This is a genomic window from Nocardiopsis sp. NPDC055879 (assembly GCF_053615935.1).
This window is the reverse complement of sequence record NZ_JBSHCT010000039.1, coordinates 1-23,726: the sequence shown is the minus strand read 5'-3', so window position 1 is coordinate 23,726 and position 23,726 is coordinate 1. Positions and strand designations below refer to the sequence as shown.

23 protein-coding genes are annotated in these 23,726 nt (G+C 68.8%); 11 read left to right on the top strand and 12 right to left on the bottom strand.

What is annotated here, in order from left to right:
* The first annotated feature begins 667 nt into the window (after window positions 1-667).
* Both ACWGKS_RS28280 and ACWGKS_RS28275 read left to right on the top strand, forming a co-directional pair.
* Window positions 668-2,317: an AMP-binding protein gene (locus tag ACWGKS_RS28280; protein ID WP_358508596.1), complete on the top strand. Its 1,650-nt coding sequence runs from the start codon at window positions 668-670 to the stop codon at window positions 2,315-2,317.
* Window positions 2,318-2,437: 120 nt separating this feature from the next.
* Window positions 2,438-2,923 carry a MarR family winged helix-turn-helix transcriptional regulator gene (locus ACWGKS_RS28275; RefSeq protein ID WP_358508598.1) on the top strand — a complete coding sequence of 162 codons (486 nt, stop codon included), beginning with the start codon at window positions 2,438-2,440 and terminating at the stop codon, window positions 2,921-2,923.
* A 112-nt stretch (window positions 2,924-3,035) separates the two neighbouring features.
* Here the strand turns inward: ACWGKS_RS28275 and ACWGKS_RS28270 are convergent, their stop codons facing one another.
* The gene (locus ACWGKS_RS28270) at window positions 3,036-4,265 is read right to left on the bottom strand and encodes an extracellular catalytic domain type 1 short-chain-length polyhydroxyalkanoate depolymerase (protein ID WP_358508600.1); all 1,230 of its coding nucleotides are present in this window, start codon (window positions 4,263-4,265) and stop codon (window positions 3,036-3,038) included.
* A 229-nt stretch (window positions 4,266-4,494) separates the two neighbouring features.
* Between ACWGKS_RS28270 and ACWGKS_RS28265 the strand changes: the two genes are divergently transcribed.
* Both ACWGKS_RS28265 and ACWGKS_RS28260 read left to right on the top strand, forming a co-directional pair.
* A complete protein-coding gene (locus tag ACWGKS_RS28265) occupies window positions 4,495-5,271 on the top strand; it encodes a 3-hydroxybutyrate dehydrogenase (RefSeq protein ID WP_358508602.1) in 777 nt (258 codons plus the stop codon).
* A complete protein-coding gene (locus tag ACWGKS_RS28260) occupies window positions 5,256-7,253 on the top strand; it encodes a helix-turn-helix domain-containing protein (protein WP_452524692.1) in 1,998 nt (665 codons plus the stop codon). Before ACWGKS_RS28265 ends, ACWGKS_RS28260 begins: the two co-directional genes overlap by 16 nt.
* Here the strand turns inward: ACWGKS_RS28260 and ACWGKS_RS28255 are convergent.
* The 7 genes from ACWGKS_RS28255 to ACWGKS_RS28225 all read right to left on the bottom strand — a co-directional run bounded on the left by ACWGKS_RS28255 (window position 7,179) and on the right by ACWGKS_RS28225 (window position 14,787).
* Entirely contained in the window at window positions 7,179-8,081 is a 903-nt protein-coding gene (locus ACWGKS_RS28255) for an alpha/beta fold hydrolase (RefSeq protein ID WP_358508606.1), read from the bottom strand. The genes ACWGKS_RS28260 and ACWGKS_RS28255 overlap by 75 nt on opposite strands.
* Complete coding sequence (locus ACWGKS_RS28250) at window positions 8,078-9,211, bottom strand: branched-chain amino acid ABC transporter permease (protein ID WP_452524695.1); 1,134 nt, start codon at window positions 9,209-9,211, stop codon at window positions 8,078-8,080. Before ACWGKS_RS28250 ends, ACWGKS_RS28255 begins: the two co-directional genes overlap by 4 nt.
* A complete protein-coding gene (locus ACWGKS_RS28245; RefSeq protein WP_452456086.1) occupies window positions 9,211-10,110 on the bottom strand; it encodes a branched-chain amino acid ABC transporter permease in 900 nt (299 codons plus the stop codon). The genes ACWGKS_RS28250 and ACWGKS_RS28245 overlap by 1 nt, the downstream gene beginning before the upstream one ends.
* Complete coding sequence (locus ACWGKS_RS28240) at window positions 10,107-10,856, bottom strand: ABC transporter ATP-binding protein (RefSeq protein WP_358508610.1); 750 nt, start codon at window positions 10,854-10,856, stop codon at window positions 10,107-10,109. The genes ACWGKS_RS28245 and ACWGKS_RS28240 overlap by 4 nt, the downstream gene beginning before the upstream one ends.
* Window positions 10,853-11,668: an ABC transporter ATP-binding protein gene (locus ACWGKS_RS28235; protein WP_452524690.1), complete on the bottom strand. Its 816-nt coding sequence runs from the start codon at window positions 11,666-11,668 to the stop codon at window positions 10,853-10,855. The genes ACWGKS_RS28240 and ACWGKS_RS28235 overlap by 4 nt, the downstream gene beginning before the upstream one ends.
* A gap of 2 nt (window positions 11,669-11,670) precedes the next feature.
* Entirely contained in the window at window positions 11,671-12,846 is a 1,176-nt protein-coding gene (locus tag ACWGKS_RS28230) for a substrate-binding domain-containing protein (RefSeq protein WP_358508613.1), read from the bottom strand.
* 189 nt (window positions 12,847-13,035) lie between these two features.
* The gene (locus ACWGKS_RS28225; protein WP_452524688.1) at window positions 13,036-14,787 is read right to left on the bottom strand and encodes a PASTA domain-containing protein; all 1,752 of its coding nucleotides are present in this window, start codon (window positions 14,785-14,787) and stop codon (window positions 13,036-13,038) included.
* Between the two features lie 116 nt (window positions 14,788-14,903).
* Between ACWGKS_RS28225 and ACWGKS_RS28220 the strand changes: the two genes are divergently transcribed.
* The 3 genes from ACWGKS_RS28220 to ACWGKS_RS28210 all read left to right on the top strand — a co-directional run bounded on the left by ACWGKS_RS28220 (window position 14,904) and on the right by ACWGKS_RS28210 (window position 17,098).
* The gene (locus ACWGKS_RS28220) at window positions 14,904-15,890 is read left to right on the top strand and encodes an ADP-ribosylglycohydrolase family protein (protein ID WP_452524686.1); all 987 of its coding nucleotides are present in this window, start codon (window positions 14,904-14,906) and stop codon (window positions 15,888-15,890) included.
* A gap of 288 nt (window positions 15,891-16,178) precedes the next feature.
* Window positions 16,179-16,700, top strand: coding sequence for a YbaK/EbsC family protein (locus tag ACWGKS_RS28215; RefSeq protein ID WP_087103395.1), 522 nt, complete (start codon window positions 16,179-16,181; stop codon window positions 16,698-16,700).
* A gap of 254 nt (window positions 16,701-16,954) precedes the next feature.
* Complete coding sequence (locus tag ACWGKS_RS28210; protein WP_452524684.1) at window positions 16,955-17,098, top strand: hypothetical protein; 144 nt, start codon at window positions 16,955-16,957, stop codon at window positions 17,096-17,098.
* 124 nt (window positions 17,099-17,222) lie between these two features.
* Here the strand turns inward: ACWGKS_RS28210 and ACWGKS_RS28205 are convergent, their stop codons facing one another.
* The 3 genes from ACWGKS_RS28205 to ACWGKS_RS28195 form a co-directional block, all read right to left on the bottom strand.
* The gene (locus ACWGKS_RS28205; RefSeq protein WP_358508621.1) at window positions 17,223-17,399 is read right to left on the bottom strand and encodes a hypothetical protein; all 177 of its coding nucleotides are present in this window, start codon (window positions 17,397-17,399) and stop codon (window positions 17,223-17,225) included.
* 156 nt (window positions 17,400-17,555) lie between these two features.
* The gene (locus ACWGKS_RS28200) at window positions 17,556-17,954 is read right to left on the bottom strand and encodes a hypothetical protein (RefSeq protein ID WP_358508623.1); all 399 of its coding nucleotides are present in this window, start codon (window positions 17,952-17,954) and stop codon (window positions 17,556-17,558) included.
* A 93-nt stretch (window positions 17,955-18,047) separates the two neighbouring features.
* The gene (locus ACWGKS_RS28195) at window positions 18,048-18,467 is read right to left on the bottom strand and encodes a hypothetical protein (protein WP_452524682.1); all 420 of its coding nucleotides are present in this window, start codon (window positions 18,465-18,467) and stop codon (window positions 18,048-18,050) included.
* Window positions 18,468-19,026: 559 nt separating this feature from the next.
* Between ACWGKS_RS28195 and ACWGKS_RS28190 the strand changes: the two genes are divergently transcribed.
* Window positions 19,027-19,809, top strand: coding sequence for a GntR family transcriptional regulator (locus ACWGKS_RS28190; protein ID WP_452456091.1), 783 nt, complete (start codon window positions 19,027-19,029; stop codon window positions 19,807-19,809).
* Between the two features lie 188 nt (window positions 19,810-19,997).
* Window positions 19,998-20,186: a DUF397 domain-containing protein gene (locus ACWGKS_RS28185; protein ID WP_358508628.1), complete on the top strand. Its 189-nt coding sequence runs from the start codon at window positions 19,998-20,000 to the stop codon at window positions 20,184-20,186.
* Window positions 20,187-20,222: 36 nt separating this feature from the next.
* On the opposite strand, the gene ACWGKS_RS28180 is transcribed toward ACWGKS_RS28185, so the two are convergent.
* Window positions 20,223-20,816 (bottom strand): class I SAM-dependent methyltransferase, encoded by a 594-nt coding sequence (locus ACWGKS_RS28180; protein ID WP_358508630.1) that lies wholly within the window; start codon window positions 20,814-20,816, stop codon window positions 20,223-20,225.
* A 160-nt stretch (window positions 20,817-20,976) separates the two neighbouring features.
* Here ACWGKS_RS28180 and paaZ point away from each other — a divergent pair, with 160 nt between their 5' ends.
* Window positions 20,977-23,010 (top strand): phenylacetic acid degradation bifunctional protein PaaZ, encoded by a 2,034-nt coding sequence (gene paaZ / locus ACWGKS_RS28175; protein ID WP_452524679.1) that lies wholly within the window; start codon window positions 20,977-20,979, stop codon window positions 23,008-23,010.
* A gap of 139 nt (window positions 23,011-23,149) precedes the next feature.
* Complete coding sequence (locus tag ACWGKS_RS28170; RefSeq protein ID WP_452456092.1) at window positions 23,150-23,626, top strand: SRPBCC family protein; 477 nt, start codon at window positions 23,150-23,152, stop codon at window positions 23,624-23,626.
* Window positions 23,627-23,726: the final 100 nt, after the last annotated feature.

Here is a 23,726-nt window from a genome sequence, read left to right as displayed (position 1 = left end):
GGTTTGAACGCTGGGCTTTTGAAGCGACTCTTCGAGTTTACATGCTCCGAGCACCGCTCGAACCAGGCTGCTTTGAAGAGGATGTCTGTGATCGCAGTCCGGTTCCGAGTCGACCCTGGGGGCCACTCGCCGTCCTGCGGCGACCTGGAGAACACTACCCGCACTCCACGCACCCGGCAAACCGAACCGCCTGTGTCGCCGGTCACCCGACCTCCACCTCGGCTCCCCGCTTCGGCCAACACACGCCGTTCGCCCCTTCGGAGAGCCGGATCCGGCCCCCTCCTCGCGCGCGTACGCGCGTTCCTCTATTGCCCGCGTCGGCTCCCGGACCCGCAACGCTCACCCGACCGATGAATACCCGCTCCACCGAAGCTCACTTCATGACAAATGCACGACCCTTGCCCATTACTTGCACCGGCACGGGATCGTTTCGACTCTCACCAGCAAGTTTCTAATATCACCGCAGGTCAGAGACTTGAAATAATCATTCCAGTATCGGTCTCGAGGCTCACCCGGTGACAACCACGCGTCGGTGATCACTCACTCCGCGACGAAGAATCCCGTGCGCATCTGACCTACCTTCGCAGTACTCCGTGGAGTCACGAGGCGAAGGCTCCTCGGAGGGCGCGGACCGCTTCGCCCGTCCCCGTACTCCCCCGGAGACCGAATGCCGTCCTCAGTCGGTGGCCCGTCCACCCGGTCCAATCTGATCCACACCCTCAAGGTGGTGTCCGTACTCGTCAGGGCCGGGGTCTTCTCCGTCGGCCGCCCGGACAAGATCGTCCGCCAGCTACGCCAGCTCAAGACCTGGGGGGCGACCATCGCCGGTGGTTACGCCGCCGCGGGCGAGCGGGTCCCCGACCAGATCTCCGTGATCGACGACTCCGGGGTGACGACCTTCGGACAGATGAACCGGCTGGCCAGACAGCTGGTCCACGAGCTGAGGCGCCTGGGGGTCCGCCCCGGGTCCCGGGTGGGGATCCTGTGTCGCAACCACGCCGGGATGGTGCAGGCGGCCATGGCCTGTGGCCGCCTGGGCGCCGACGCCGTCCTGTTGAACACCGGGTTGGCCGCCGGTCCGTTGGTGGACGTGATCGAACACAACGAGGTGTCGTTGCTCGTCGCGGACTCGGACTTCGAGGAGTTGTACAAGGGGTTGCCGCCGGAGATCCCACGTGTGACGTCGTGGGGGGAGACCGTGGTGCCGGGTCCGCGGATCCCGACCAAGGTCGAGGAGCCCACCGAGCCCGACCCCGTCCCGCCCGAGAGTCCGGGTCGGTTGATCGTGTTGACCTCGGGGACCACGGGGGCGCCGAAGGGAGCACGGCGCCCGACCCCGAAGGGTCCACAGGACGCGGCCTCGGTACTGTCGCGGATCCCGTTGAACTCCAAGGACCGGATCCTGGTGTCGGCGCCGATCTTCCACACCTGGGGGCTGGCCGGTGTCCAGTTGGGCATGTCGATGCGGTCGACCCTGGTGATGCGCCGGTTGTTCGAGCCGGAGGACGTGTTGCGGACCGTTCAGGAGCAGCGGTGCACGGCGTTGTTCGCGGTACCGGTGATGCTTCGGCGGATCATGGACCTGCCCCGGTCGACGCGGGAGAAGTACGACACCTCTTCGCTGCGGATCGTGGCGTGTAGTGGTTCGGCGATGAGCCCGCAGCTGATCGGCGACTTCATGGACGCGTTCGGCGACGTCATCTACAACCTGTACGGGTCTACCGAGGTGTCGTGGGCGACCATCGCTTCCCCCGAAGACCTGCGGACGGCGCCGACCACCGCGGGACGGCCGCCGCTCGGTACGCGGATCGCGGTCCTGGACGAACGGGGTCGGGAGGTTCCCCAGGGGTCGAAGGGCGCGATATTCGTCGGCAACGACATGCTCTTCGACGGGTACACGAACGGGAGGAACAAGCGGGTGTCCGACGGTCTGATGGAGACCGGCGACCGCGGTCACGTGGACGTACACGGTCTGCTGCACGTGGCCGGGCGTGACGACGACATGATCGTCTCGGGTGGTGAGAACGTCTTCCCCCGGCCTGTGGAGGAGGCGATCGTGACGCTGCCCTCGGTGCGCGAGGTCGTGGTGACCGGGGTTCCGGACGAGGAGTTCGGACAGCGATTCGCGGCGTACGTGGTGCCCTACGAGGGACGGTCGGTGGATCCGAACGGGATCCGGCTGCATGTTCGGGAGCTGGTGGGGCGTTTCTCCGTCCCGCGTGACGTGATCGTGTTGGCGGAACTGCCGCGCAACGCCACCGGGAAGGTGCTCAAGCGACGGCTTCCGGCCGGCACTCGTCCACCCGAGGGCTCCTGACCGTTCCCGTGGGTGGAGGTCGGTTCGCGGACGCGAGCCGACCTCTTTGCTCCATTTACATTGCGCACAAGGTGATTGTGGGCTTTGACATCGGGTGCGTGGTTACTACGATGTCGAGTGATGCCCGACCGTTCCCCCGCCCCCAAGGGCGACTTCGCACTCCCGCCAGTCGACGAGCAAATGTGCTTCGCGCTGTACGCGGCGTCCCGCGCTGTCACCAACCTGTACCGCCCGTTGCTCGATCCGCTCGGTCTGACCTACCCGCAGTACCTCGTGATGATGCTGCTGTGGGAGCGAGGCGGGTGCTCGGTCAAGGAGATCGGCGCGGTGCTCCAACTCGACTACGGAACCCTTACCCCCCTGCTCAAGCGGCTGGAGACCAACGGGCTGCTCCGTCGGGATCGTGATCCCGAGGACGAGCGTTCGGTGCGGGTCACTTCCACCGACGAGGGCCGCGCCCTCCGCGCCCGCACTCGGGGCATCCCCGAGGCGATCGGGCGGGTGATCGACCTTCCGGACGAGGAGTTCGAGGCGACCAGACTCGCGTTGCGCAGGCTGACCGCCAACGTGCTCGCGGGCGAGGCACGGGTCGCCGAGGAGACCTGAGGGGGAGGAGCGGAGGACGGGCACCACGGGGGTCGTGCCCGTCCTCCGAAGGCCGGGAGGGGAATGGAGCGGGGCGGGTGGGCCGATGGCCCGCCCGCCCCGCGTCTTTCGCTCAGCACCCGTCGACGGTGTGCTCCCAGTGGCCCGGTGAGGTCTCGGTGAGGGAGGTCGTCACGGCCGGGTTCCACAGGCCGAGCGGGTCGTCGGAGCCGGCCGCGTAGACCATTCCGAACCGGTGCTCCGCGCGCCCCTCGGTGACGTGGGCGTAGTTGCTCGCGGTGACGCACTCGCCCGAGGGCGGATCGGTGGGTTCCTCCGTCGGTGGGTCGGTGGGTCCGACCCCACCGTCGATCCCCCAGAACTGCGCCGTGTACCCACTGGAGCAGACCGCGTCGAGGAAGTAGGCGCCGGCGGTGCCGCAACCCGAGCCGGGGTCGACCGGGGTTCCGTGGCCCAGACCGGAGACGGAGTAGTGGGCGATGGCTGCGTCGTCGGGCCCGCCTCCGTAGTACGAGGCCGTTGTGGATCCGGGCAACTGCTCGGTGGTGTCCGGATCGGTGGGCACACCGCCCGCGTTCGCCCACTGGGCCACCGAGGCGTCCCCGTTGGCCGGGGCGACGGTGGTGTCGGAGGTACCGTGCCAGACCGCGACCCGGGGTAGGTCGGCCCCGTCCGGTAGCTTGGCGCGGATCTCGTCGCCCCACTGTTCGGGTGTGCGGTCCTTACCCGGGTTCATGCAGGTGAAGGCGTCGACCATGCCGGTGGCGCAGCCGACGGGGACACCCGCGACGATGCTTCCGCCGGCGAACACGTCCGGGTAGGCGGCGAGGAGTTCGGCCGCCATGGCACCGCCCGCGGACAGTCCGGAGACGTATACGCGATCCGCGTCCAGTCCGTGCGCGTCGATGGCGTGTTCCACCATCGAGCGGATGGATCGGGCCTCACCGGAGTCGCGGGCCACGTCGCCGGGTTCGAACCAGTTGAAGCAGCTCGTGGCGTTGTTGGCGCTGCTCTGTTCGGCGTAGACGAGGGCGAACCCGGAGGCGTCGGCCTGTTCCGCCCAGCCGGAGTGCTGGTGGTAGGCGGCGGCGTCCTGGGCGCATCCGTGCAGGAGTACGACCGCGGGTGCGCCCGCGGGGAGGTCGTCGGGGACGTACTCGTACATGGAGAGGGCGCCGGGGTCGGTGCCGAAGGACGGCACCGGGTCCAGGGTCGCGGCGGAGGCTCGTGGGGCCAGGGCGACGATCGTCGCGGCGACCAACAGGAAGGCCGCGGCCAGGGCGATGATCGGCGGCAGGTACCTGGCGGGGGCTGACGGAGGTGGACTGCTCTGGGGGTGCATGTACGGCTCCGGGGGTCGATCAGCGGGGGTGGTTCGGCCGAACCCTGACTTGGAGCCTAGGCAGATTGTGATGTGGACAACATGTGCGAGAGACCCCGATCACTTAGGCTGTTCGAGTGGGAACCCCACAGGAGACCCCTCGCCCATGGCGGATCACCACATGTCCCATCCCAGAGGTGTGTTCATCGGAGCTATCCCCCACGGTCCCACCCCGTCCTAGTTTGCTGACATGACGACAGAGGCTTCCCCCCACACCGCCCAGGTCGACCTCACCGACAGGATCGCGCTGGTGACCGGTGCAGCCGGCGGTATCGGCCTGGCCTGTGCCCGCAGACTGTCCGCCGCCGGAGCCTCGGTACGTTTGGTCGACGTCGACGGTTCCGCGCTCACCGCCTTGGAGAAGGAGGGCGTGGGCGAGGCCGTCGAACTGGACCTGACCGACCTGGATTCCGCGGAGGAGGCGGCGCGCGGCGCCGACATCGTGGTCAACAACGCCGGAGTGCAGACGGTCGCGCCCGTGCAGGACTTCCCCCCGGATCGCTTCTCCCTGATCCTGCGGCTCATGCTGGAGTCCCCGTTCCGTCTGGTGCGGGGCTCGCTGCCCCACATGTACGAACGTGGTTGGGGCCGGATCGTCAACATCTCCTCCGTGCACGGACTGCGCGCCTCCGCCTACAAGTCGGCCTACGTCGCGGCCAAGCACGGCTTGGAGGGGCTCTCCAAGGTGATCGCTCTGGAAGGCGCGGAGCGGGGGGTGACGTCGAACTGCGTCAACCCCGGTTACGTGCGGACCGCCCTGGTGGAGAAGCAGATCGCCGATCAGGCCACGGCGCACGGTATCCCCGAGGAGCATGTGGTGTCCGAGGTGCTGTTGGCCCGGACTCCCGTGAAACGCCTGATCGAACCCGCGGAGGTGGCCGAACTGGTCGCCTACCTGTGCAGTGACGACGCCTCGTTCATCAACGGAGCGTCGCTCCCCGTCGACGGAGCTTGGAGCGCGAGCTGAACACCACCCCGGAACCCCCTCGCGGGGATGGCCCGGCGGACGCCGGGCACCAGGCGTTCTTCCTGGATCTGCTGTTGCGCGACGCACCGGCCGTGGAGTACGAGCGGCCGGTGCTTCGCGCGCGTTCGGGTGGCGCGGACGCGGACACGGTCTCGGCGTTGGAGGAGGCCAAGTTCGCGGCGCTGCGGGTGCGGTCGGTCCTGCGTGACCGGCAACGCCGTGAATCCGAATTGAGCGCGTTGTTCGAGACCGCCAACGACCTGGCGGGGATGCGCAGTCTGGACCAGGTGTTGCAGGCCATCGTGGAGCGGGCCCGGCACCTGTTGAGCACGGACGTGGCCTACCTGACCCTGAGTGACGCGGAGGCGGGGGACACCTACATGCGGGTGACCGCGGGTTCGGTGTCCGCCGTTTTCCAGAAGGTGCGGTTGGCCCCTGGCAAGGGGCTGGGCGGTCTGGTGGCCACCACCGGACTGCCGTACGTGACCGCGAACTACTTCACCGACCCCCGTTTCGAGCACGCGGAGAACATCGACCACGCGGTACGCGAGGAGGGTCTGGTCGCGATCCTGGGCGTGCCGTTGAAGATGAACGGGCGGGGCATGGGGGTGTTGTTCGCCGCGAACCGGCGGGAGCGGCCCTTCGCTCACTCCGAGGTGGCGTTGTTGTCGTCGCTGGCCACCCACGCGGCGATCGCGATCGACAACGCGAACCTGATCGACGACACCCGGCGTGCCTTGGACGAGTTGCACACGGTCAACGAGAGGTTGCAGCGGCACACCGCGTCGGTGGAGCGTTCGGCCGCGGCACACGACAGGTTCACCGACCTGGTGCTGGGTGGTGGCGGGGTGCGCGAGGTCGCGGCCGCGGTCGCCGAGGTGTTGGGCGGTTCGGTGCGCATCCACGACCGGACCTCGGAGGTGTCGGTGACCGCGTCGCCCTCGGGTGAGGTGAACGATCCCTCCCCGGGCGGCGATCCCTTGGCGGAGGGGGACGACGAGGTGGCCGAGGCGGTGCGTTCCTCCTTGGCGAGCGGCCGTGCCGTGGCCGTGGACGACGCCTGGGTGGCGGCCGCGGCGGCGGGAGGCGAGCCTCTGGGCACGCTCGTGCTGCGCGGCGTGGCGCTGGACGGCACGGACCAGCGGGTGTTGGAGAGGGCCGCCATGGTGACGGCCCTGCTGCTGCTCATCCGACGTTCGGTGAGCGAGACCGAGCACCGGGTCCGCGGCGATCTGCTCAACGAGTTGCTGGAGGTGCCGGCGCGGGATCCGGTGTCGTTGCGTCAACGGGCGGCGCTGTTGCAGGCCGACCTGGACGCGCCGCACGTGCTGGTGGTGGCCGAGGCCGTGGGCGCCGATCCACATCGGCTGCGATCGGCGGCGTCGTTCGTGGCCGAGACCACGGGCGGCCTGGCGACGAGCCGGGGTGGTCGGCTGGTGTTGGCGCTTCCGGGGTCGGATCCCTCCGAGGTGGGGCGGCGGGTGTGCGCGGAGCTGTCCGCCGCCGCCAACGGTCCGGTGACGGCCGGTCTGGCCGGGCCCACCGGCGGGCTCGGGACGTTCCTGGACACGTTCACCGAGGCGGTTCGCTGCCTGCAGACGCTGCGGGCGCTGGGCCGGGAGGGCGATTGCGCGACCATCGAGGACCTGGGGTTCTCCGGTCTGCTGCTCGGCCAGAACCGGGACGTGTCCGGGTTCGTCTCCGCGACCTTGGGTCCGCTGCTGGAGTACGACGCACGGCGGAACACACTGCTCGTGGAGACCCTGGGGGCCTATTTCGCGGCCGGGGGCAACCTGTCCCGCGCCAAGGACGACCTGCACATCCACGTGAACACCGTGGCGCAGCGCTTGGAGCGGATCGGGCAGTTGATCGGGACGGACTGGCAGCGCCCCGACCGCGCCTTGGAGCTACAACTGGCCCTGCACCTGCACGGTCTCCTCGACAAGGGCGTGGACCTGCTCGGCGACCAGGGCGGCACTTGAGGAGAACAGCGGGCTGTAGTGGTTGTCCTCGGGCAGTTCCGTGACGCGCACGGACTCGGGGAGACCGGCGAGCCGTTCGGACGTGTACAGGCCGGGGCTCTCGTCCATGAGTCCGCGCGCGGTCCACAGCAGGTGGGCCGGGCAGGGCAGGCGGTGGATCGCGCCGAGTACCTCCTCATCGGACACGACCTGGGCACCGTCGACCCGCACGGCCTCCTCGTCGCAGGCCGACCGCTGTCGCGGTGGTTCGCCGACCAGGTCGCGTAGGACGTAGTCGTCCACCCAGGTGCTCCAGCGCCCGACGAAGGCCGGGTGCTCCTTCCAGAAGTCCCGGTAGGCGTCGGGGGACTCGAAGGTCATGCGCAGGCGGGCCATCGCCGGGCCGATGACGGCCTCGATGTCGGTTCCGGGCGGCACGGGCAGACCGAAGCCGCCGTCCACCAGGAGCAGACCGGACACCCGCTCGGGGTGGCGTACGGCCAGTAGGGCGGCGACGAACGCGCCCATGGAGTGGCCCACGACCACGGTGCGCCGTACCCCGCGGCCGTCGAGTACGGCGAGGAGGTCGTCGACGTGGGCCGCCAGTCCGTGTGGTCCGGGCAGGTGCCCGCTGGCGCCCCGGCCGCGCAGGTCCGGGGCGATGGTCGGGGGTCCCCCGAGCTTCGCGAGTTCGGTCGCGGTACGGGCGAACGAGTGACCGTTGGCGGTGATTCCGTGGACGGCCAGGACCGGGACCCCGGGGCCGGAGCCCCAGGTCGTCACGGCCAGGTCGCCCCCGACAACGGGGACGGTGTGTTCGTCCCCGTCGCTACGGGAGGGTGTGGTCACGCGTGGTCCGCCTTTCGTGTGCGTTCGGTACGCCGGTCCCGGACGGCGGCCTTGATCCGTCCCGGGAGGGCGACGAGGCCGCCGGGGAAGAAGAACACCATCAGGACGAAGAGCGTGCCGAGGATGAAGAGTGGTTGGGAGAGCGGGGCGCCGATCCAGGTGGGCAGGGCGTCGAAGGCCCCACCCGACTGAAGGAGCCGGTGTTCGGCGTAGGTGTAGAGGGCCGCTCCGAGGAGGGGTCCCCATCGGGTGCCCGCGCCGCCCAGGGCGACCATCACCAGGAGGGCGAGGGTGAACTCGGCGGTGGTGATGCCGGGGGTGACCCCTCCGTTGACCAGGAGGTAGGCCACGCCGCCGAGGGAGGCCAGGCCACCGCCGACGGTGAAGGCGACCAGCTTGTAGGGGTAGGGGTTGATGCCCAGGACCGCGACGCGCTGTTCGTTCGCGCGGATGCCCTGCCAGACCCGGCCCACGGGCGAGGCGCACAGCCACCAGACCACACCCAGGACCACGACCAGGTAGCCGACTGCCACCCAGTACAGGTTGACGGTGTTGACCACGCCCACGAACGCGTCGGGGACGGCCTCGGCGCTGAGGGAGAGCCCTTCCTCGCCGCCGGTCCAACGGCCGGGGTCGCGGGAGATGAGGATGGATCCGGCCTCGGCGAAGGCGAGGGTGACCATGGCCAACGCGATGCCGTTGACGCGCAGCGACACCGCGCCGAGCAGTAGGGCCAGGAGGGTTCCACCGGTCACCGAGATCACGGCCGCCCACAGCAGGGGCAGCTCCAGGACCGACATGAGCAGCGCGGCGACGTAGGCGCCGCAGGCGAAGTAGAGGGCGTGTCCGAAGGACAGCAGTCCCACCCGCCCGTAGAGCAGGTCGTAGCTGGTGGCCAGACCACCGAAGACCAGGCACAGCGCGAGCAGGTGCAGGGTGGACGGGCTGTTGAGGGCGCCCTCGAACAGCCCGGGGACGTACAGGGTGGAGAAGGGCAGGGACAGCGCCACCACGAGGACCACGGCGGGCACCGCCCACCAGGGCAGGGAACGGCGTCGCCGCACGTCGGAGATCTCGGGCCCCTTCGAGGGGCCGGTGGTCTCACGGAGGGTCGTGTCGGTGTCGGTCATCATGCCACCCTCTCCGCGGACTTCTTCGCGGTCAGGCCGCCCTGTCTGGTGAGCAGGACCGCGGCCAGCACGGCGACCACGGCGATGTCACCGAGGCCGGCGACGGTGTAGTAGTTGGCGAACTGCTGGATGAGGCCGACCGTCACCGAGGCGATCGCGCAGCCGGTCAGCGAGGTGGTGCCACCGATCACGACCACGATGAACGCGAAGATCAGTAGCGACATCCCCTGGGTGGGTGTGACCACCCCGAAGTAGAGGCCGCCCAGGGAACCCGCCAGCGCGGCGGCGGCCCCACCGATCGCGAACACCAGGGTGAACGACTTGCGCACGTCGATGCCGAGCGCGGTGACCATGGCGCGGTCCTGCACGCCCGCGCGGACGATGAGCCCGTAGCGGGTGCGGGAGTTGAACAGCGACAGGGCGACGAACACCACGATCGCGGCGAGGATCAGCAGGTAGCGGTCCTTGGGCACGTTGACGCCCAGCAGGGGGAGCGTGCCCGACACCAGTTCCGGTTTGGGGAAGGTGTGCGGGTCGGCGCCCCAGATCGCCTGGATGAGCGCGGGAACGGCCAGGCTCAGGCCGACGGTGGCGAGGATCTGTTCGCGGTGTCTGCCGTACAGCGGCCGGATCACGCATAGTTCGACCAGGACGGCGGCGAGCGTTCCGGCCGCCACACCGAAGACCATGGCCAGCAGGAAGCCCACCCCGGCCGGGCCGGCACCGGGCAGGTACTGGGCGGCCCACCAGGTGCCGTACGCACCGATCGCCAGGAACGCGCCGTGGGCGAAGTTGAGGACGTCCATCAGGCCGAAGATCAGGGACAGGCCCGAGGCGATGAGGAAGTACAGGGCACCGAGGCCGAGCCCGGTGATGATGAGGAGTACGACGGTGCTCATGTGGTGTCCACCCGCCTGTCGGTGGGTTCGTCGGTGGCGGTCCGTGCCACGCCGAGGAGGGAACGGACGCGCTCGGCGTCGTCGAGGAGCTCCGACGCGGAACCGGTGTGGATGACGCTTCCGGCGTCGATCACCACGGCCTGGTCGGCGACCCGGCGGACCAGGGAGAGGTTCTGTTCCACGAGCAGCACGGGGACGCTCTCGGCGGCGGTGGCCACCGCGTCGGCGACCTCGCGGACGATCCGGGGCGCCAGGCCCTTGGTCGGTTCGTCGACGATGAGCAGCCGGTTGTCGTTGAGCAGGGCGCGTCCGATGGCGAGCATCTGCTGTTGGCCTCCGGAGAGGGTGCCCGCCGGTTGGTTCGCCCTCTTGCGCAGTTCCGGGAAGAGCTCGTGGACGAGGTCGTAGCGTGGTTCGCCCGGGCGTCGTTCGGCCAAGCGCAGGTTCTCGGCGACGGTGAGGGCCGCGAAGATCCCGCGTTCCTCGGGGACGTAGCCGATGCCCTTGGTGACGATGGCGTGGGTGGGTCGTTCGGTGATGTCGGCGCCGTCGAAGACGACCCTGCCGGTGCGCGGCACCAGGCCCAGGAGTGCCTTGACCGTGGTGGTCTTGCCGACGCCGTTGCGGCCGAGGACCGAGGTGACGCCATGGTCGGGCACGGAGAAGGACACTCCCTGGAGGATGTGCGATCCCTCGATCCACACGTGCAGGTCGTCCGCTTCCAGGAGCGGCGCGGGCGCGCTCACGCGCCGTCCCCGAGGTAGGCGGCCTGGACGTCGGGGTCGGCCATGGCGGTCTCGGGGTCGGCGTAGGTGAGAAGGGCACCGTGGTGCATGACGGCCAGTCGGTCGGCCATGTCGAGGAGCACCTCCATGTGGTGTTCGACCATGAGGACCGTGCATCCCTGTTCGCGGTGCACGTCCTGGATGACGTTGGTGAGTTCGCCGATCTCTCCGGCGCTGACCCCGGCCATGGGTTCGTCGAGGAGGATGAGCCGGGGCCCGCGGGCCAGGAGGAGGGCGAGTTCGAGCTTGCGTTTGTCGCCGTGGGAGAGGTCCCCGGCGAGGTGGTCGACGCGATGGGAGAGCCGGACCAGGTCCAGGACCCGGGCGGCGTCCTTTCCGCCGGCGGGGGCGGCCAGGCGCCAGAAGCGGCGGGACTCCCCCGTGCGGGCCTGGACGGCCAGACCGACGTTGGCGCCGACGGTGAGGTCGGCGAAGACACTGGAGGTTTGGAAGGTACGGCCCATGCCCAGGCGTGCCCGGCGGTGGGACGCGTGGGGGGTGACGTCCTCGCCCGCCAGCCGGATCGTGCCGCCCGTGGGCTTGGTGAGGCCGCTGACCAGGTTGAACAGGGAGGTCTTGCCCGCCCCGTTCGGGCCGATGAGGGCGACGAACCCGCCTTCCTCGACGGACATGGTGATGTCGTCGACGATGACGGCGCCGCCCACGGACCAGCTCAGGTTCCGCAGTTCCAGGACGGGCGTGGCGGTGTCGGGCGCGGTCGCGCCCCCGTCGGGCGCGGTGGTCGCGCCCGACGGTGGGGTGTGGGTGCTCATGACTACTCCGCGATCGCGGGTTCGACGTCGGCGGCGGGGATCTCCGCGACGAGTTCGGGGTGGGCGTCGTCTCCCTCGCCGACCAGTTCGACCTGGTACATCGGCTGGATGAGGGCGTGGTCCTCGGAACGGATGTGGATTTCGCCCTTGACGCCGTCGAAGGTCCAGCCGGACAGGGCGTCGACGCGGTCGGCGGTCTCGTCGCCGGCGGTGGCGGCCTGCACGACCATCTGTGCGGCGGTGAAGCCGTCGGGGGTGAACAGGTCGACCTCGCCGCCGTCGGCCTCGATGGTCTCCTTGAGGATCTGCGCGATCTCGGTTTCGGAAGCCCCGTCGAAGTAGTGGGACAGGAAGGAGATGCGGTCGCCGGCCTCACCGAAGATCGGGTAGGAGGGTTTGATGTCGAGCCCGGTGACGACCTCGGTGGAGTCGAGGATGCCCTGCTGGTCGAGAGACTGCCACATGGCGGAGGCGGTCTCGCCCGCCCAGGCGACGAAGACCAGGTCGGGGTCGGCCTGGTTGACCTGCTCGGCGAAGGGGGTGAGGTCGGTGGTGTCCGGTGGGGCCAAGACGCTGTCGACGTTGGCGCCCTCGGCTTCGAGGACCTCGGTCGCGGCGCCGACGTTGTCCTGACCGAAGGCGTTCTGTTGGGCGAAGACGACGACGTCGGAGTCCTCGGGGTCGTCCATGAAGCTGGCGGCGGCGAGGATGTCCTGGTAGGTCTGGCGACCGGAGCGGAAGGTGTTGTCGTTGATCCCGGTGACGGCGTCGGTGGCGGCGGCCCCGGAGATGAACAGGATGTCGTTCTGTTCGGCCAGGGGGGCGACCTGCACGGCGATGCCCGACGCGGTCGAGCCGGCGATGATGCCGTGCCCCTCGCCGATCAGTTCGCGGGCCGCGGAGATGGCCTTGTCGGGTTCGCCGGCGTCGTCGAGGTAGGTGACCTCGATCTGGCGGCCCTCGATCTCCCGGGTGTCGTTGGTGGCATGGTCGAGGCCGGCCTCGAAGCCCTGCCGGTACTGCTCGCCGTAGGTGGCCAGCGGACCGGTCGACGAGTAGACGATGCCGACCTTGATCGGCCCTTCGCCGTCGGTGCCGGCGGCGTCGCCAGGACTGCCGCAGGCGGTCATGGTGAGCGTGGCCGCGATGGCTCCGGCGGCCAGAGGGGTCTTTCGCATGTTCTTCCTCCAGTCGGCACCCGCCGTTGGTCGCGGCGCGACCCACAGGGGGATGAGGGGTGCCATCCCGAAGTTAGATCCGTGGTGATCGGTTTCACATGTAGCTGAGGCATACATTCGAACGCGAATCGGTGTAGTTAGTGCCCACAGAGTCGAAGTCCCCTCCGAAGGGGGTGTGGACGCTACCGATCAGCAGGGGCCTTGGTCGGACCAGGCGCCCCACTCACCGCCGACGTTCGGTGGGATGGCCATGGTCCACCGTCGGGCCTCGTACACGCGTCCCTCGTACTGGACACGGTCACCGGAGTCATAGGTGGCTCCCGAGTCCCAGGCCTGGGCGGAGCACTCGGCGGGTGCCTCCGGTTCCTCCGTGTCCGCGCCCTCCTCGGGGTCGGAGCCGGCCGCCTCGTCCTCGGTCCCCTCCGGTTCCTCGACCTCTTCCGGGCCGGTGGAAACGGTGAGGGTGACCTCTCCGTCCTCGGGGAGGACCGTGCCGGGTTCCGGGTTCTGGGCGGCGACCCACCCCTCGGTGACGGTCTCGCTGGACGTCTCCACCACGGTGGTGGTCAGCTCCAGTGATTCGAGGGCGGCGGACGCCTCGTCCCGCGTCATGTCGGTCAGGGTGGGCACGATGACCCCTTCGCTGACGTGGAGGGTGATCCCCTCCTCGCGGTCGCCGTCCTCGCCCACCTCGGGGATGGTGGACAGGACGGTGCCGGGGTCGTGGTCGGCGGAGTGTTCCCGGACCACCTCGATCTCGTCGAAGCCGCTGTCCCGCAGGAGGTCGCGGGCCTCCGACTCGGTGCCGCCCACCACGTCGGGCACCTCCACGTACCTCGCCCCGATGGACAACGAGAGCAGGACCGTGTCGCCCTCGCCCAGTTCCGTCCCGGCTGCGGGGTCGGTCGCCGCGACCTCGCCGGGTTGGGCATCGTCGCTGTAGGTCTCGTCGTAGGAGTACGCCAACCCCAGCTCCAGGGCTTCGAGCTCCACCTCGGCCATCTCGGTGGTGTAGCCGAGGAGGTCGGGGAGTTCGGCGGTGTCGTCGGGCACCAAGGCCCAACCGGCGGCGACGAGCACCAAGGCCAGGACAGCCGCGATCGCGAGGAACGGGGCGCGGCGCCACAGGGGCACGGGGTGCTTCGCCGTGGGTTCGGCCTGGGCTTCGACCACCGGGATCGGTTCCGTGCCCGGACCCGTGTCGCCGGCCGGTCCGGGCAGGGACCGCGCGACCTGTTCGACCATGGCGAGGTACTGGCCGGCGTCGCGAGGCCGGTTCCTCGGGTTGGGCTCGGTCGCGTCGGCGACGAGTTCGTCCAGCTCCGGTGCCAGGCCGGGGACCAAGGAGGAAGGGGACGGCACGGTGTCGTCGTCGAACCGGTGCGAACCCGTCAACAGGGTGTGGAGCAGGCTGCCGACCGCGTGGACGTCGGTGCGGGGGGTGACCCCCTCGATGCCGAGCATCCGGAAGCCGGTGACCGTCACCCGGCCCTCACCGTCCAGGACCACGCTCCGGGGGCCGAGCCCACCGTGGACGACGCCTTGGTCGTGGGCCTCGTTGAGCGCGGTGAGCACGCCGGTGACGATCGTCAGGGCGGCGTGCGGCGCGTACCGCAGTCCCCGTTCTCCCCCTTCGAGCACCTGGGCGATGGTCTGGCCGGGGAGGTGTTCGGTGAACGTGTACACGAGGTCGCCGTCGACGCCCTCTTCCAGGATCCGGGCCAGACCGGGGGCGTCGACACGGGCGAGGGACCGCGCGCGGCCGAGGAAGGCCTGCATGTTCGCGGGGTCGGCGGCGACCTCGGGGGCGAGAAGGGTCACCGTGACGGGTCGGTCGGCGTCGGTGCCGGAGTACTCGGACACCGTTCCGTCTCCTCGGAGGCGGTCACCGATGAGCACACGGCCGCGCAGCGTGAGACCGGTGTGGGGGTCGGGGGTCATGAGTCGGATTGTATGGTGTCGAACCCTTGCACATCGTCTTCGAGCAGGCCGAATTCGGACGATCACCCGGCGCTAGTCTGGTGCTTCCGACCCTTCCACCGCCCCTGTGAGGTGCCGTGATCCCCTCCGCCGTGATCGACCGTGCCGCCGGCGCCCTGCTGGGCACCGCGTGCGGGGACGCCCTGGGCGTCCCCTACGAATTCGCCCCTCGTCTGGCCGAGGATCGAACACCCGAGATGGTCGGCGGCGGGTTGGGGCCCTACGAGCCGGGCGAGTACTCCGACGACACGCAGATGGCGGTGTGCATCGCCGAGGCGCTCCGCGACCACGACGAACCCCGTTCCCCGGATGCGCTGGAGCGGACCGCTCGGAGATTCCTGACCTGGTTCGGCGAGGGCGCCTCCGACGTCGGTGTGCAGACCACCCGAGTCCTGGAGGACACCGATCGGGCCCTCGCCGAACACGGGGGCGGCGCCGCCGAGGCCATGACCCGTCGCTCCAAGCGGATGTTCGAAGCGGGGGAACGGTGCGCGGGCAACGGTTCGCTGATGCGCACGGCTCCACTGGCCCTGGCCCACCTGGACGACCCGGAGGGTCTGGCGGAGAGCGCCACCCGATACAGCCGGCTCACCCACGGCGACCCGTTGGCCGCCCAGGCCTGTGTGCTGTGGTCCGAGGCGATCCGGCACGCGATCGTGCACGGCACCTACGACGGGGTGCGCGGCGGGCTGGACCTGTTGCCGCCGTCGGCGCGCGGGGATTGGGAGGCGCGGCTGGTCGAGGCCGAGAAGGAGCCGCCGTCCTTCTTCGCGCCCAACGGTTTCGTGGTGTCGGCCCTGCAGGCGGCCTGGTCGGCGATCGTCCACAGTCCCGTGGACGAGTCCTCGACCGACCGCTACGCCGCACCAGTGATGGCCGCGGTGCGGGCCGGCGACGACACCGACACCGTGGCCGCCATCGCCGGGGCGCTGGTGGGTGCCAGGTGGGGGCGTTCGGCCATCCCCGCCCCGTACCTGGAGCTGGTGCACGGGTGGCCGGGCTACCGCGCCGCCGAACTCGGTGAACTCACCGAGGCGATCCTGCGGCGGCACTCCAAGTTCTGACAACCGAATCAGAGGTATAGACCACTATTTGAGCTTGGATACGGCACCGGCGATGGGGGAGATGCTCGCGAGTGTGGGTTCCGCGAGTCAGGCCCTCCCATCAACGTTTCGTCCTCCATCTCCGAGAAGTCCAGGACGTTCTCGGCTCGGTCGGGCTCGCCCCCGCACGTCTTCAGGGGACGGTCGACTTCGGAATACGACCGCCCGATGGCCGGGTACGGCCTTTTCCACTACCGGCCGTGCGGCATCATGGTGCCGCACGGTGCGGAACGCGAGTGGGGAGCGGTCATGACGGAGCGGATCGAGTGGGTGCCCGCGCTGGACCACCCTGAACTGATGGCCGAGCCGGTACGCAAGGCGGTGACCCGGTTCGACGGGTCGGTCCGTGCCGGAGCGATCGATCCGGAGGTCGCGGACACGGCGGCCTTCTGCGAGCGCTACGGACAGACCCTGGACACCAGCGCCAACTGTGTGGTGCTGGCGGCCAAGCGGGGTGGCGAGATCGAATACGCCGCCTGCATGGTCCTGGCCACGCAGCGGGCCGACGTCAACGGGGTACTGCGCAAGCACCTGGGCGCGCGTAAGGCGTCCTTCGCCCCGATGGACGAGGCCACCGAGATGACCGGCATGGAGTACGGCGGCATCACCCCGTTCGGGCTGCCGGAGGGTTGGCCGGTCCTGGTGGACAAGGCCGTCCATGACACCCCTTGGGTGGTCGTGGGCAGTGGCCTGCGCCGGTCCAAGCTGCGGGTCCCCGGCCCGCTGCTGGCGGAGTTGCCCGGTGCCGAGGTCCTGTCCTTGACGCGGTAGTCGCCATCAGTCGATTTGTCGACAAAACCATCTGTGGTCAAGGCGCGGCCCGAGTCGATTACGACCCGGGCCGCGCCGTTTTGCCGACACGTCGCCCTCTCCCCAGGTCGACATGGCCACACGGCGACTTCTCGATATGCCTACAGCGGGGCGGCATGCCCTCTAGGTTGTTGCGGTAGCGCACCGCGACAGAAGGGTTCTCGACAGCTATGGGAGACGGGACCGGCGAGGACGGGCAGGTCGTACTTCGTGGCGTGACCGAACCCGCTACGGACCAGGCGTGGTTTTGGAACCCGGAATGGCGATCGGGAGAGCGGGAGGCCGACGGGCAGATCGCCACCGGTCGAACCGAGGAGTTCGAGAGCGCGAAGTCGATGTTCGACGCTCTCGACCGGTGAGGTGGACAAGCACCTTGGGGGCAAAGACATTGCAGCCATACCGGACCCGGTGGCACCTGACACCTTCACGGGGCAGAGGAACAAAAAGAGGGCCCACTCAGCTGAGGGGCCCTCGATTCCGACCTCAGCTTCTGCGGGTCGGTACAACAGCCAGCGTGGAAACCACTCCGTAGATCGAGCGGGCGGTGGATACCAGGGACCGAGTACTTTCCATGAGCTCCCCCACCTTCTTCATGGCCTCGCAGAGGCCGCTTACGCTCCACTTGCCTTCATCGTCGAGGATGTCCAGCTTCACCAGCACGAAAGGAAGGACTAGAATGAACGCGCCCGCTACTACCACCGGAATCGGACCGGTGACGCCGACGAAACTTATGGGCTCTACGAGTTATCAGCGCTCGAAGGGCGATATTCATTCCCATTATACAGTGAATATTTCATAAGCTCGTCTTCACCGGGGTCAGGCACAGACCCTGAGGTAGGTGCGGATCGCTTCGGTGAGGTCGTCGAACTCGCCCTTCCCGGAGTCGGCGAGCAGGTCGCCGACAGGTGCGTGGGGGCGGGGGAGCGGGGCGAGATAGGGACGCACCAGGGCGCCGGCGATCTGGTCCGGGTCGGGATAGTCGTCCTCCCAGCGCTGGGAGACCTCTTGGGCTATTGAGACCCAGGTCGGCGGGCTCGGGAAGTCGTCCGCCCGACTCCGGTGCTCGACCTGGCCACTCGGGAGCGCGAGTCGCTTCGGTGCGTTGGGAATGAAGAGTTGGGCCAGGACCGAGGCCAAAGTGAGGGCGAACAAGGCCCACAGGTGTTCGGTCAGGCTTCGGCAACGTCGGTGGTGTCGACCGATAGGGTGCTGCACGGTCATCCTCCTGGTGCTTGCAGGTGGTTGATCGGCCCGGTCCGGTGTGTCAGCACCGGTCCGGGCACTTTGCTTTTCGGGAGTAAGCGGCTGTCAGGGCTTCGTCGGCCGGTGGCCCAGGTGTCGGTGGGCGAGCAGGCGGAGCAGTTCCATGCGAGTGGGGGCGCTGATCCGTTCGTAGGGGTCGCCCTCGCCGGACCAGCCGATGGGCCGGTAGGCGATGAACTCCTCGTGAGGTGGGCCGCCCTCGACGGTCATCTGCCAGTGCGGGTACAGCAGTTCGCACAGGACCCGTTCGGGCATCGGAAGAACAGTCACCTGAACCACCTGCCGCTCAGCCGGTTCGACCAGGTCGATCAACTGCGTGGCCAGCTCGATATCGCCTTCTTCGTGAGCCGTACGGAGGGCTTCGCGAACCAAGGCGAGGCGTCGGTTCAGGGCGTGGGTGGGAGCGGAGACTCGAAGTGCTTCCTCGGTAGCGACCAAGAGGTCGGTGGTGCAGGTGTCGATCATCAGCACGCCACCACCAGCCGGTGAAGCCCGGCCAGAACCGTGCGAAGGACTTCCAAGGGAGCGGTGTCCAACGGCCGACGCGGCGAAGGCACCGAGGGACGGGGCGAGCGCGGAGGACGGATCGCGGCGTAGGCGCGCACGCGGGACGCCCGGTGAGAGCGACGGCGGCTCGTGATCTCAAGAGCACACCGGCGCACATACGCCGGTTTGGAGAGGTTCAGGTAGCGCGGCATGGCGCGGCCCCTTCGTCAGGTGCCAGATGGGAGGTCCGGCCGATCGAGTCATCAGGAAGAGCACCGCATGATCGTGACCGCCAAGCCTGCCCATGCGGTGCCACGCTCAGCTCCGGCGGTCTCGGGCACACTGGATGTGTGATCGCCAACCACTCCACCGCCCACGCATCGGCGCCGAAATCGCCGAATTTATAGGGGCTAAACTTTCGCGCGTGACGACTGTAACCCCCCTCTTCGTTAGATGCAATAGGGGGGCTAAAGTTCTGGTGGAGTACCCGAAGTGAGGATTCACCTTGGACGCAAGGACATTGCATGACATCGCAGCCATGCCGGACCCGCTGGACAGAGCCCGCGCGGCTTCCGCCGCCATGACCAGTTTGCAAGGGCAGAGCGTGGAGCTCTCACGCATTCGCCGAGGAGCCATCATCGAGGCTCAACAGGGCGGGATGAGGCAGGAGGGCATCGCCCGGCACCTGGGTGTGTCCCCGGGCCGTGTGTCTCAAATGAAGAAGGCGGGCGGCGAGGAGCCCGCGCACAAAGCTCCGACCGGTCCGTTGGAACCTCAGCCCCGAGTTCTCGTCCAGCGCGCTCTGCCGACGCCGCCGAGCACACGCGGCTCCAAGTCGCTCTACCTGACCGAAGCCGAACAGCAGGGGCTCACTCCCGAGCGCAAGATGCTGTTCGTGGGCCAGGAGCCGGCGAACGAACATGTCGCCCAAGGCATGCAGGTAGAACCGGGAGATCCGATCATCGCCCGCCGCAAGATGTTCTGGGCCAACAGCGTTCCGGTCAGGATCTCGACGTCGTACTTCCGAGTGGACGTCGGCGAGAACACACGTCTCGATGGGGAGGGCTTCGTCCTCCCAACGCTCCAGGCTGCCATCGAGGACCTCGGGCACCGATTCGGCCATGCGGTGGAGACCCTGACCGCACGCCCCGCCACCCCTTACGAGGCCGATCTTCTGGAGATCCCCGGCGAGTGGGTCGTGCAGGTGCTCAGGGTCAGCTACTCCACCGACGACACTCCGATCCACGCCCTTGAAACGATCTGCGCGGCTTCCCGCCACACCTTCCCCATCGGCCAAGCTGTCGACAGCGATCAGTTCTGAGCACACAAGAATCGGCCCCGGCAGGCTACCGGGGCCGTTTTCTGTCCTGATGACTTTCCCGCACGCACTGTACCCGGGGATAGGGCGGCTGTGTAGACGATCCTGACCCCACTGAGCCGTTCCACATCAAGGATTTCAGGGCATTTCCAGGTGCAAGCGCAGCCGATCCGAAGGAGGTGGGCACACCGATGCCCACAGGAAACCCGTCGTATCTTCACTTCCGGAAGTCCAGCTACAGCCAACCCACCGGCAACTGTGTGGAGGTCGCCGACCTTCCTGGTGGGACCGCTGTTCGGGACACACAGAACAGGAAGAACGGTCACCTCGACTTCTCCACTGCGGAGTGGGTCGCGCTGATGTCCAGTGTGCGCCTGTAGTAGACGAGCGTTCAGGGATCAGGGCACGTTGAATCCTCAGCGGATGGGGCGACGGAAGCGGTACCACCGGGGGTTGGTCCGGTTCATGGGCCAGCCCAGGCCTTCGGTCGACGCGTCTTCCACGTCGACCAACTCCCATTCGGGGAATCCCGCCTCGACCTCCGCTCGCGACACCCCTTCGACCATTCGTCGATAGATCGACGGGCCGAAGGCGAGCATCAGCAGGGTGGCGCCCGGGTTGGCCAGGGCCGTGACCCCTCGCCCTTCGGCGGCGCGTTGACTCTCGTCGAGGCCCTGAAAGCAACCGATGTCGAGGAACAGGTCGAAGGTGCCGAGGTCGGGGGAGAGGTCGGTCGCGTCTCCGACGAGGTAGGTGACCTCGGCGGGGCCCTTCCGGCGAGCGGCTTCGATGGCGGCGGGAACGAGATCGACGGCGGTGGTCTCCCAACCACGTCCGACGAGTTCGGGGGTGAACTGCCCACGTCCGCAACCGATGTCCAGCGCGCGACCGGGGCTGTCTCGTTCCCGGGACTCGCGTTCGAGCCAGGAACGAAGTTGCGCCCCCGCGGCGGGACCGTAGCGCTCCCAGGGGGTGAAACCAAGACGGTACATCCGCGCGTAGTCGGTCATGGGTCCACGGTAAGTCGGCTTTCGAAGATGGCGAAGGTGCCCCGCGCCTTCCGCGGAAAGCACTGGTGGCACACGCTTGCGCAGGCACGGCCCTATTTACTGACCGATCGGTCTGTAATACTGTTCCAGCAGACCCGCCATCCGAGGAGAGGACCGTCAGGTGTCCGAAGTACTGGAGAGCTACGCCCAGGGGTCGTGGTTCACCCCCACGGACGAGGGCTCGCCCTTGGCCGACGCGAACACCGGCGAGACCGTCGCCCGCATCTCGAAGAACGGTCCCGACGTCGCCGGAATGGTCGAGTACGCGCGCACCGTGGGCGGCCCGGCCCTGCGAGAACTCACCTTCCACCAGCGGGCCAACATCCTCAAGGAACTCGCCAAGCACCTCATGGGGTACAAGGACGAGTTCTACGCGCTCTCCCACCGCACCGGCGCGACCGCCCGCGACACCATGGTCGACGTCGACGGTGGCTTCGGCACCCTCTTCAGCTTCTCCAGCAAGGGCCGCCGCGAACTCCCCAACTCGAAGGTCGTCCTGGACGGCCCACTCGAACAGTTGAGCAAGGGCGGCACCTTCGTCGCCCAGCACGTCTACACCTCCCGCCCGGGCGTGGCCGTGCAGATCAACGCCTTCAACTTCCCCGTCTGGGGCATGCTGGAGAAGCTCGCCCCCGCCTTCATCGCGGGCCTGCCCAGCATCGTCAAGCCCGCCGGCCAGACCTCCTACCTGACGGTGGCCGTGGTCAAGCGGATGGTGGAGTCCGGCCTGTTGCCCGAGGGTTCGCTCCAACTCCTGGTGGGCAGCCACCGGGGCCTGCTCGACGACCTGGGCCCGCAGGACATCGTCGGCTTCACCGGCTCGGCGTCCACCGGCACGATCCTGCGCAACCACCCGAACGTGGTCAGCGGCGGGGTCCAACTGAACGTGGAGGCCGACTCCCTCAACTGCTCGATCCTGGGCCCCGACGTCAAGCCCGAGGACCCCGAGTTCGACCTGTACGTCAAGCAGGTCGTCACCGAGATGACCGTCAAGGCGGGCCAGAAGTGCACCGCCATCCGACGCGTCATCGTCCCGACGTCGATGGCCGAAGCGGTCACCGAGGCCCTCATCGGCAGGCTCTCCAAGGTGAGGGTCGGCGCGGCCGACAACCCCGACGTGCGCATGGGCGCCCTGGTCTCACAAGACCAGCGCGAGGAGGTCCGCAAGGCGGTCAAGGCACTGCGCACCTCCAGCGAACTGGTGTTCGGTGACCCGGAGCGGGTCGAGGTGACCGGAGCCGACGACGAGTCCGGCGCGTTCATGTCGCCGATCCTGCTGCGGGCCGAGCCCGGCGCTAGGGAACCCCATGACGTGGAGGCCTTCGGTCCGGTCAGCACGATCATCACCTACGACACCGTGGGCGAGGCCGTGGAACTGGCCGCACGCGGCCAGGGCAGCCTGGTCGGTTCGCTGGTCACCAACGACGAGGACGTGGCCCGCGAGGTCGTCCTGGGCACGGCCCCCTGGCACGGCCGCATCCTGGTGCTCAACCGCGACGACGCCAAGGAGTCCACCGGCCACGGTTCCCCGCTGCCCGTCCTGGTGCACGGCGGCCCCGGTCGCGCCGGTGGCGGCGAGGAGCTGGGCGGTGTGCGCGGCGTCAAGCACCACATGCAGCGCACCGCGATCCAGGGCTCCCCGGACATGCTCACCGCGATCACCGGCCACTGGACCACGGGCTCGCGCCGGGACATCGGCGACGTGCACCCGTTCCGCAAGGACCTCACCGAGCTGCGGATCGGCGACACCATCGCGTCGGCCGAGCGCACCGTGACCCGCGCGGACATCGACCACTTCGCGGAGTTCACCGGGGACACCTTCTACGCGCACACCGACGAGGAGGCCGCCGCCGCCAACCCGCTGTTCGGCGGGATCGTGGCGCACGGCTACCTCGTGGTGTCGCTGGCCGCCGGTCTGTTCGTCGACCCGGCCCCGGGCCCGGTGCTCGCCAACTTCGGCGTCGACAACCTGCGTTTCCTCACCCCGGTGAAGGAGGACGCGGTCATCAAGGTGACCCTGACCGCCAAGCAGATCACCCCGCGCACCAACGCCGACTACGGCGAGGTGCGTTGGGACGCGGTCGTCACCGACCAGAACGACGAGGCGGTCGCCACCTACGACGTCCTCACCCTGGTCGCCAAGGGCGACGAGTAGCCGAACGGACAAGTAGCCGAATCGCCATGTAGCCGAGTCGACAGAGCGACAGGACGACACACGCAGACGCCCCCGGTCCGAGCACACGCTCGGACCGGGGGCGCTGTCATGCTGGGGATCTCGACGAAGGGGGAGCGACGTGCGTGAACGTGACCGACGAGTCCCGCCCCGGCGCACCACCACGCTGCGGGTGACCGAGGACTTCCACGCCCCGGTGGAGCGGGTGTTCGCGCTGATCATCAGCGAGGCCGGGTTCCTGGACGCCATGCCTCCCGGGGTGGAGGTCCTGGAGTGGCCCGAACCGTTCGAGGCCGATGCCGTCATGGATCTGCGCTGGGGCACGGCCGGGCTCTACCCGGTGCGCTGGAACGCCGTGATCGACGCCTTCGAGGCGGGGCGTTCGTTCAGCGACCTCCAGGTACACGGCCCCTTCCGATACTGGCGGCACACCCACCGGGTCGAGCCGTTCGGATCGAGCACCCGGCACACCGACGTGGTCGAGTTCTCCACCGGTCTGGGCCCGCTGGGCGACCTGGCCCTGGCCACCGCGCTCCGTGGCGCGTTCGGCCCACGCCTGCGCCGGATGCGCGCCACCCTCGAAGACCATCGGGCATGAGAAGCGCCTTAAGAATGGGTGTGTGGTCCAAGGGGGCCGGGTGAGGCTGATGAGAAGGTGCCGCCCATGGCTTCGCGGGGCATAGCCGCCCGGCTCCCTG

Bases quoted from the DNA above. Each gene is read 5' to 3' on its own strand.
- ACWGKS_RS28230 (WP_358508613.1), bottom strand. From the start codon at position 12,846: ATGCGAAAGACCCCTCTGGCCGCCGGAGCCATCGCGGCCACGCTCACC.
- ACWGKS_RS28180 (WP_358508630.1), bottom strand. From the start codon at position 20,816: ATGACCGACTACGCGCGGATGTACCGTCTTGGTTTCACCCCCTGGGAG.
- ACWGKS_RS28270 (WP_358508600.1), bottom strand. From the start codon at position 4,265: ATGCACCCCCAGAGCAGTCCACCTCCGTCAGCCCCCGCCAGGTACCTG.
- ACWGKS_RS28235 (WP_452524690.1), bottom strand. From the start codon at position 11,668: ATGAGCACCCACACCCCACCGTCGGGCGCGACCACCGCGCCCGACGGG.
- ACWGKS_RS28265 (WP_358508602.1), top strand. From the start codon at position 4,495: ATGACGACAGAGGCTTCCCCCCACACCGCCCAGGTCGACCTCACCGAC.
- ACWGKS_RS28250 (WP_452524695.1), bottom strand. From the start codon at position 9,211: ATGACCGACACCGACACGACCCTCCGTGAGACCACCGGCCCCTCGAAG.
- ACWGKS_RS28190 (WP_452456091.1), top strand. From the start codon at position 19,027: ATGCCGGACCCGCTGGACAGAGCCCGCGCGGCTTCCGCCGCCATGACC.
- ACWGKS_RS28225 (WP_452524688.1), bottom strand. From the start codon at position 14,787: ATGACCCCCGACCCCCACACCGGTCTCACGCTGCGCGGCCGTGTGCTC.
- ACWGKS_RS28195 (WP_452524682.1), bottom strand. From the start codon at position 18,467: ATGATCGACACCTGCACCACCGACCTCTTGGTCGCTACCGAGGAAGCA.
- ACWGKS_RS28275 (WP_358508598.1), top strand. From the start codon at position 2,438: ATGCCCGACCGTTCCCCCGCCCCCAAGGGCGACTTCGCACTCCCGCCA.
- ACWGKS_RS28280 (WP_358508596.1), top strand. From the start codon at position 668: ATGCCGTCCTCAGTCGGTGGCCCGTCCACCCGGTCCAATCTGATCCAC.
- ACWGKS_RS28245 (WP_452456086.1), bottom strand. From the start codon at position 10,110: ATGAGCACCGTCGTACTCCTCATCATCACCGGGCTCGGCCTCGGTGCC.
- ACWGKS_RS28185 (WP_358508628.1), top strand. From the start codon at position 19,998: ATGCCCACAGGAAACCCGTCGTATCTTCACTTCCGGAAGTCCAGCTAC.
- ACWGKS_RS28215 (WP_087103395.1), top strand. From the start codon at position 16,179: ATGACGGAGCGGATCGAGTGGGTGCCCGCGCTGGACCACCCTGAACTG.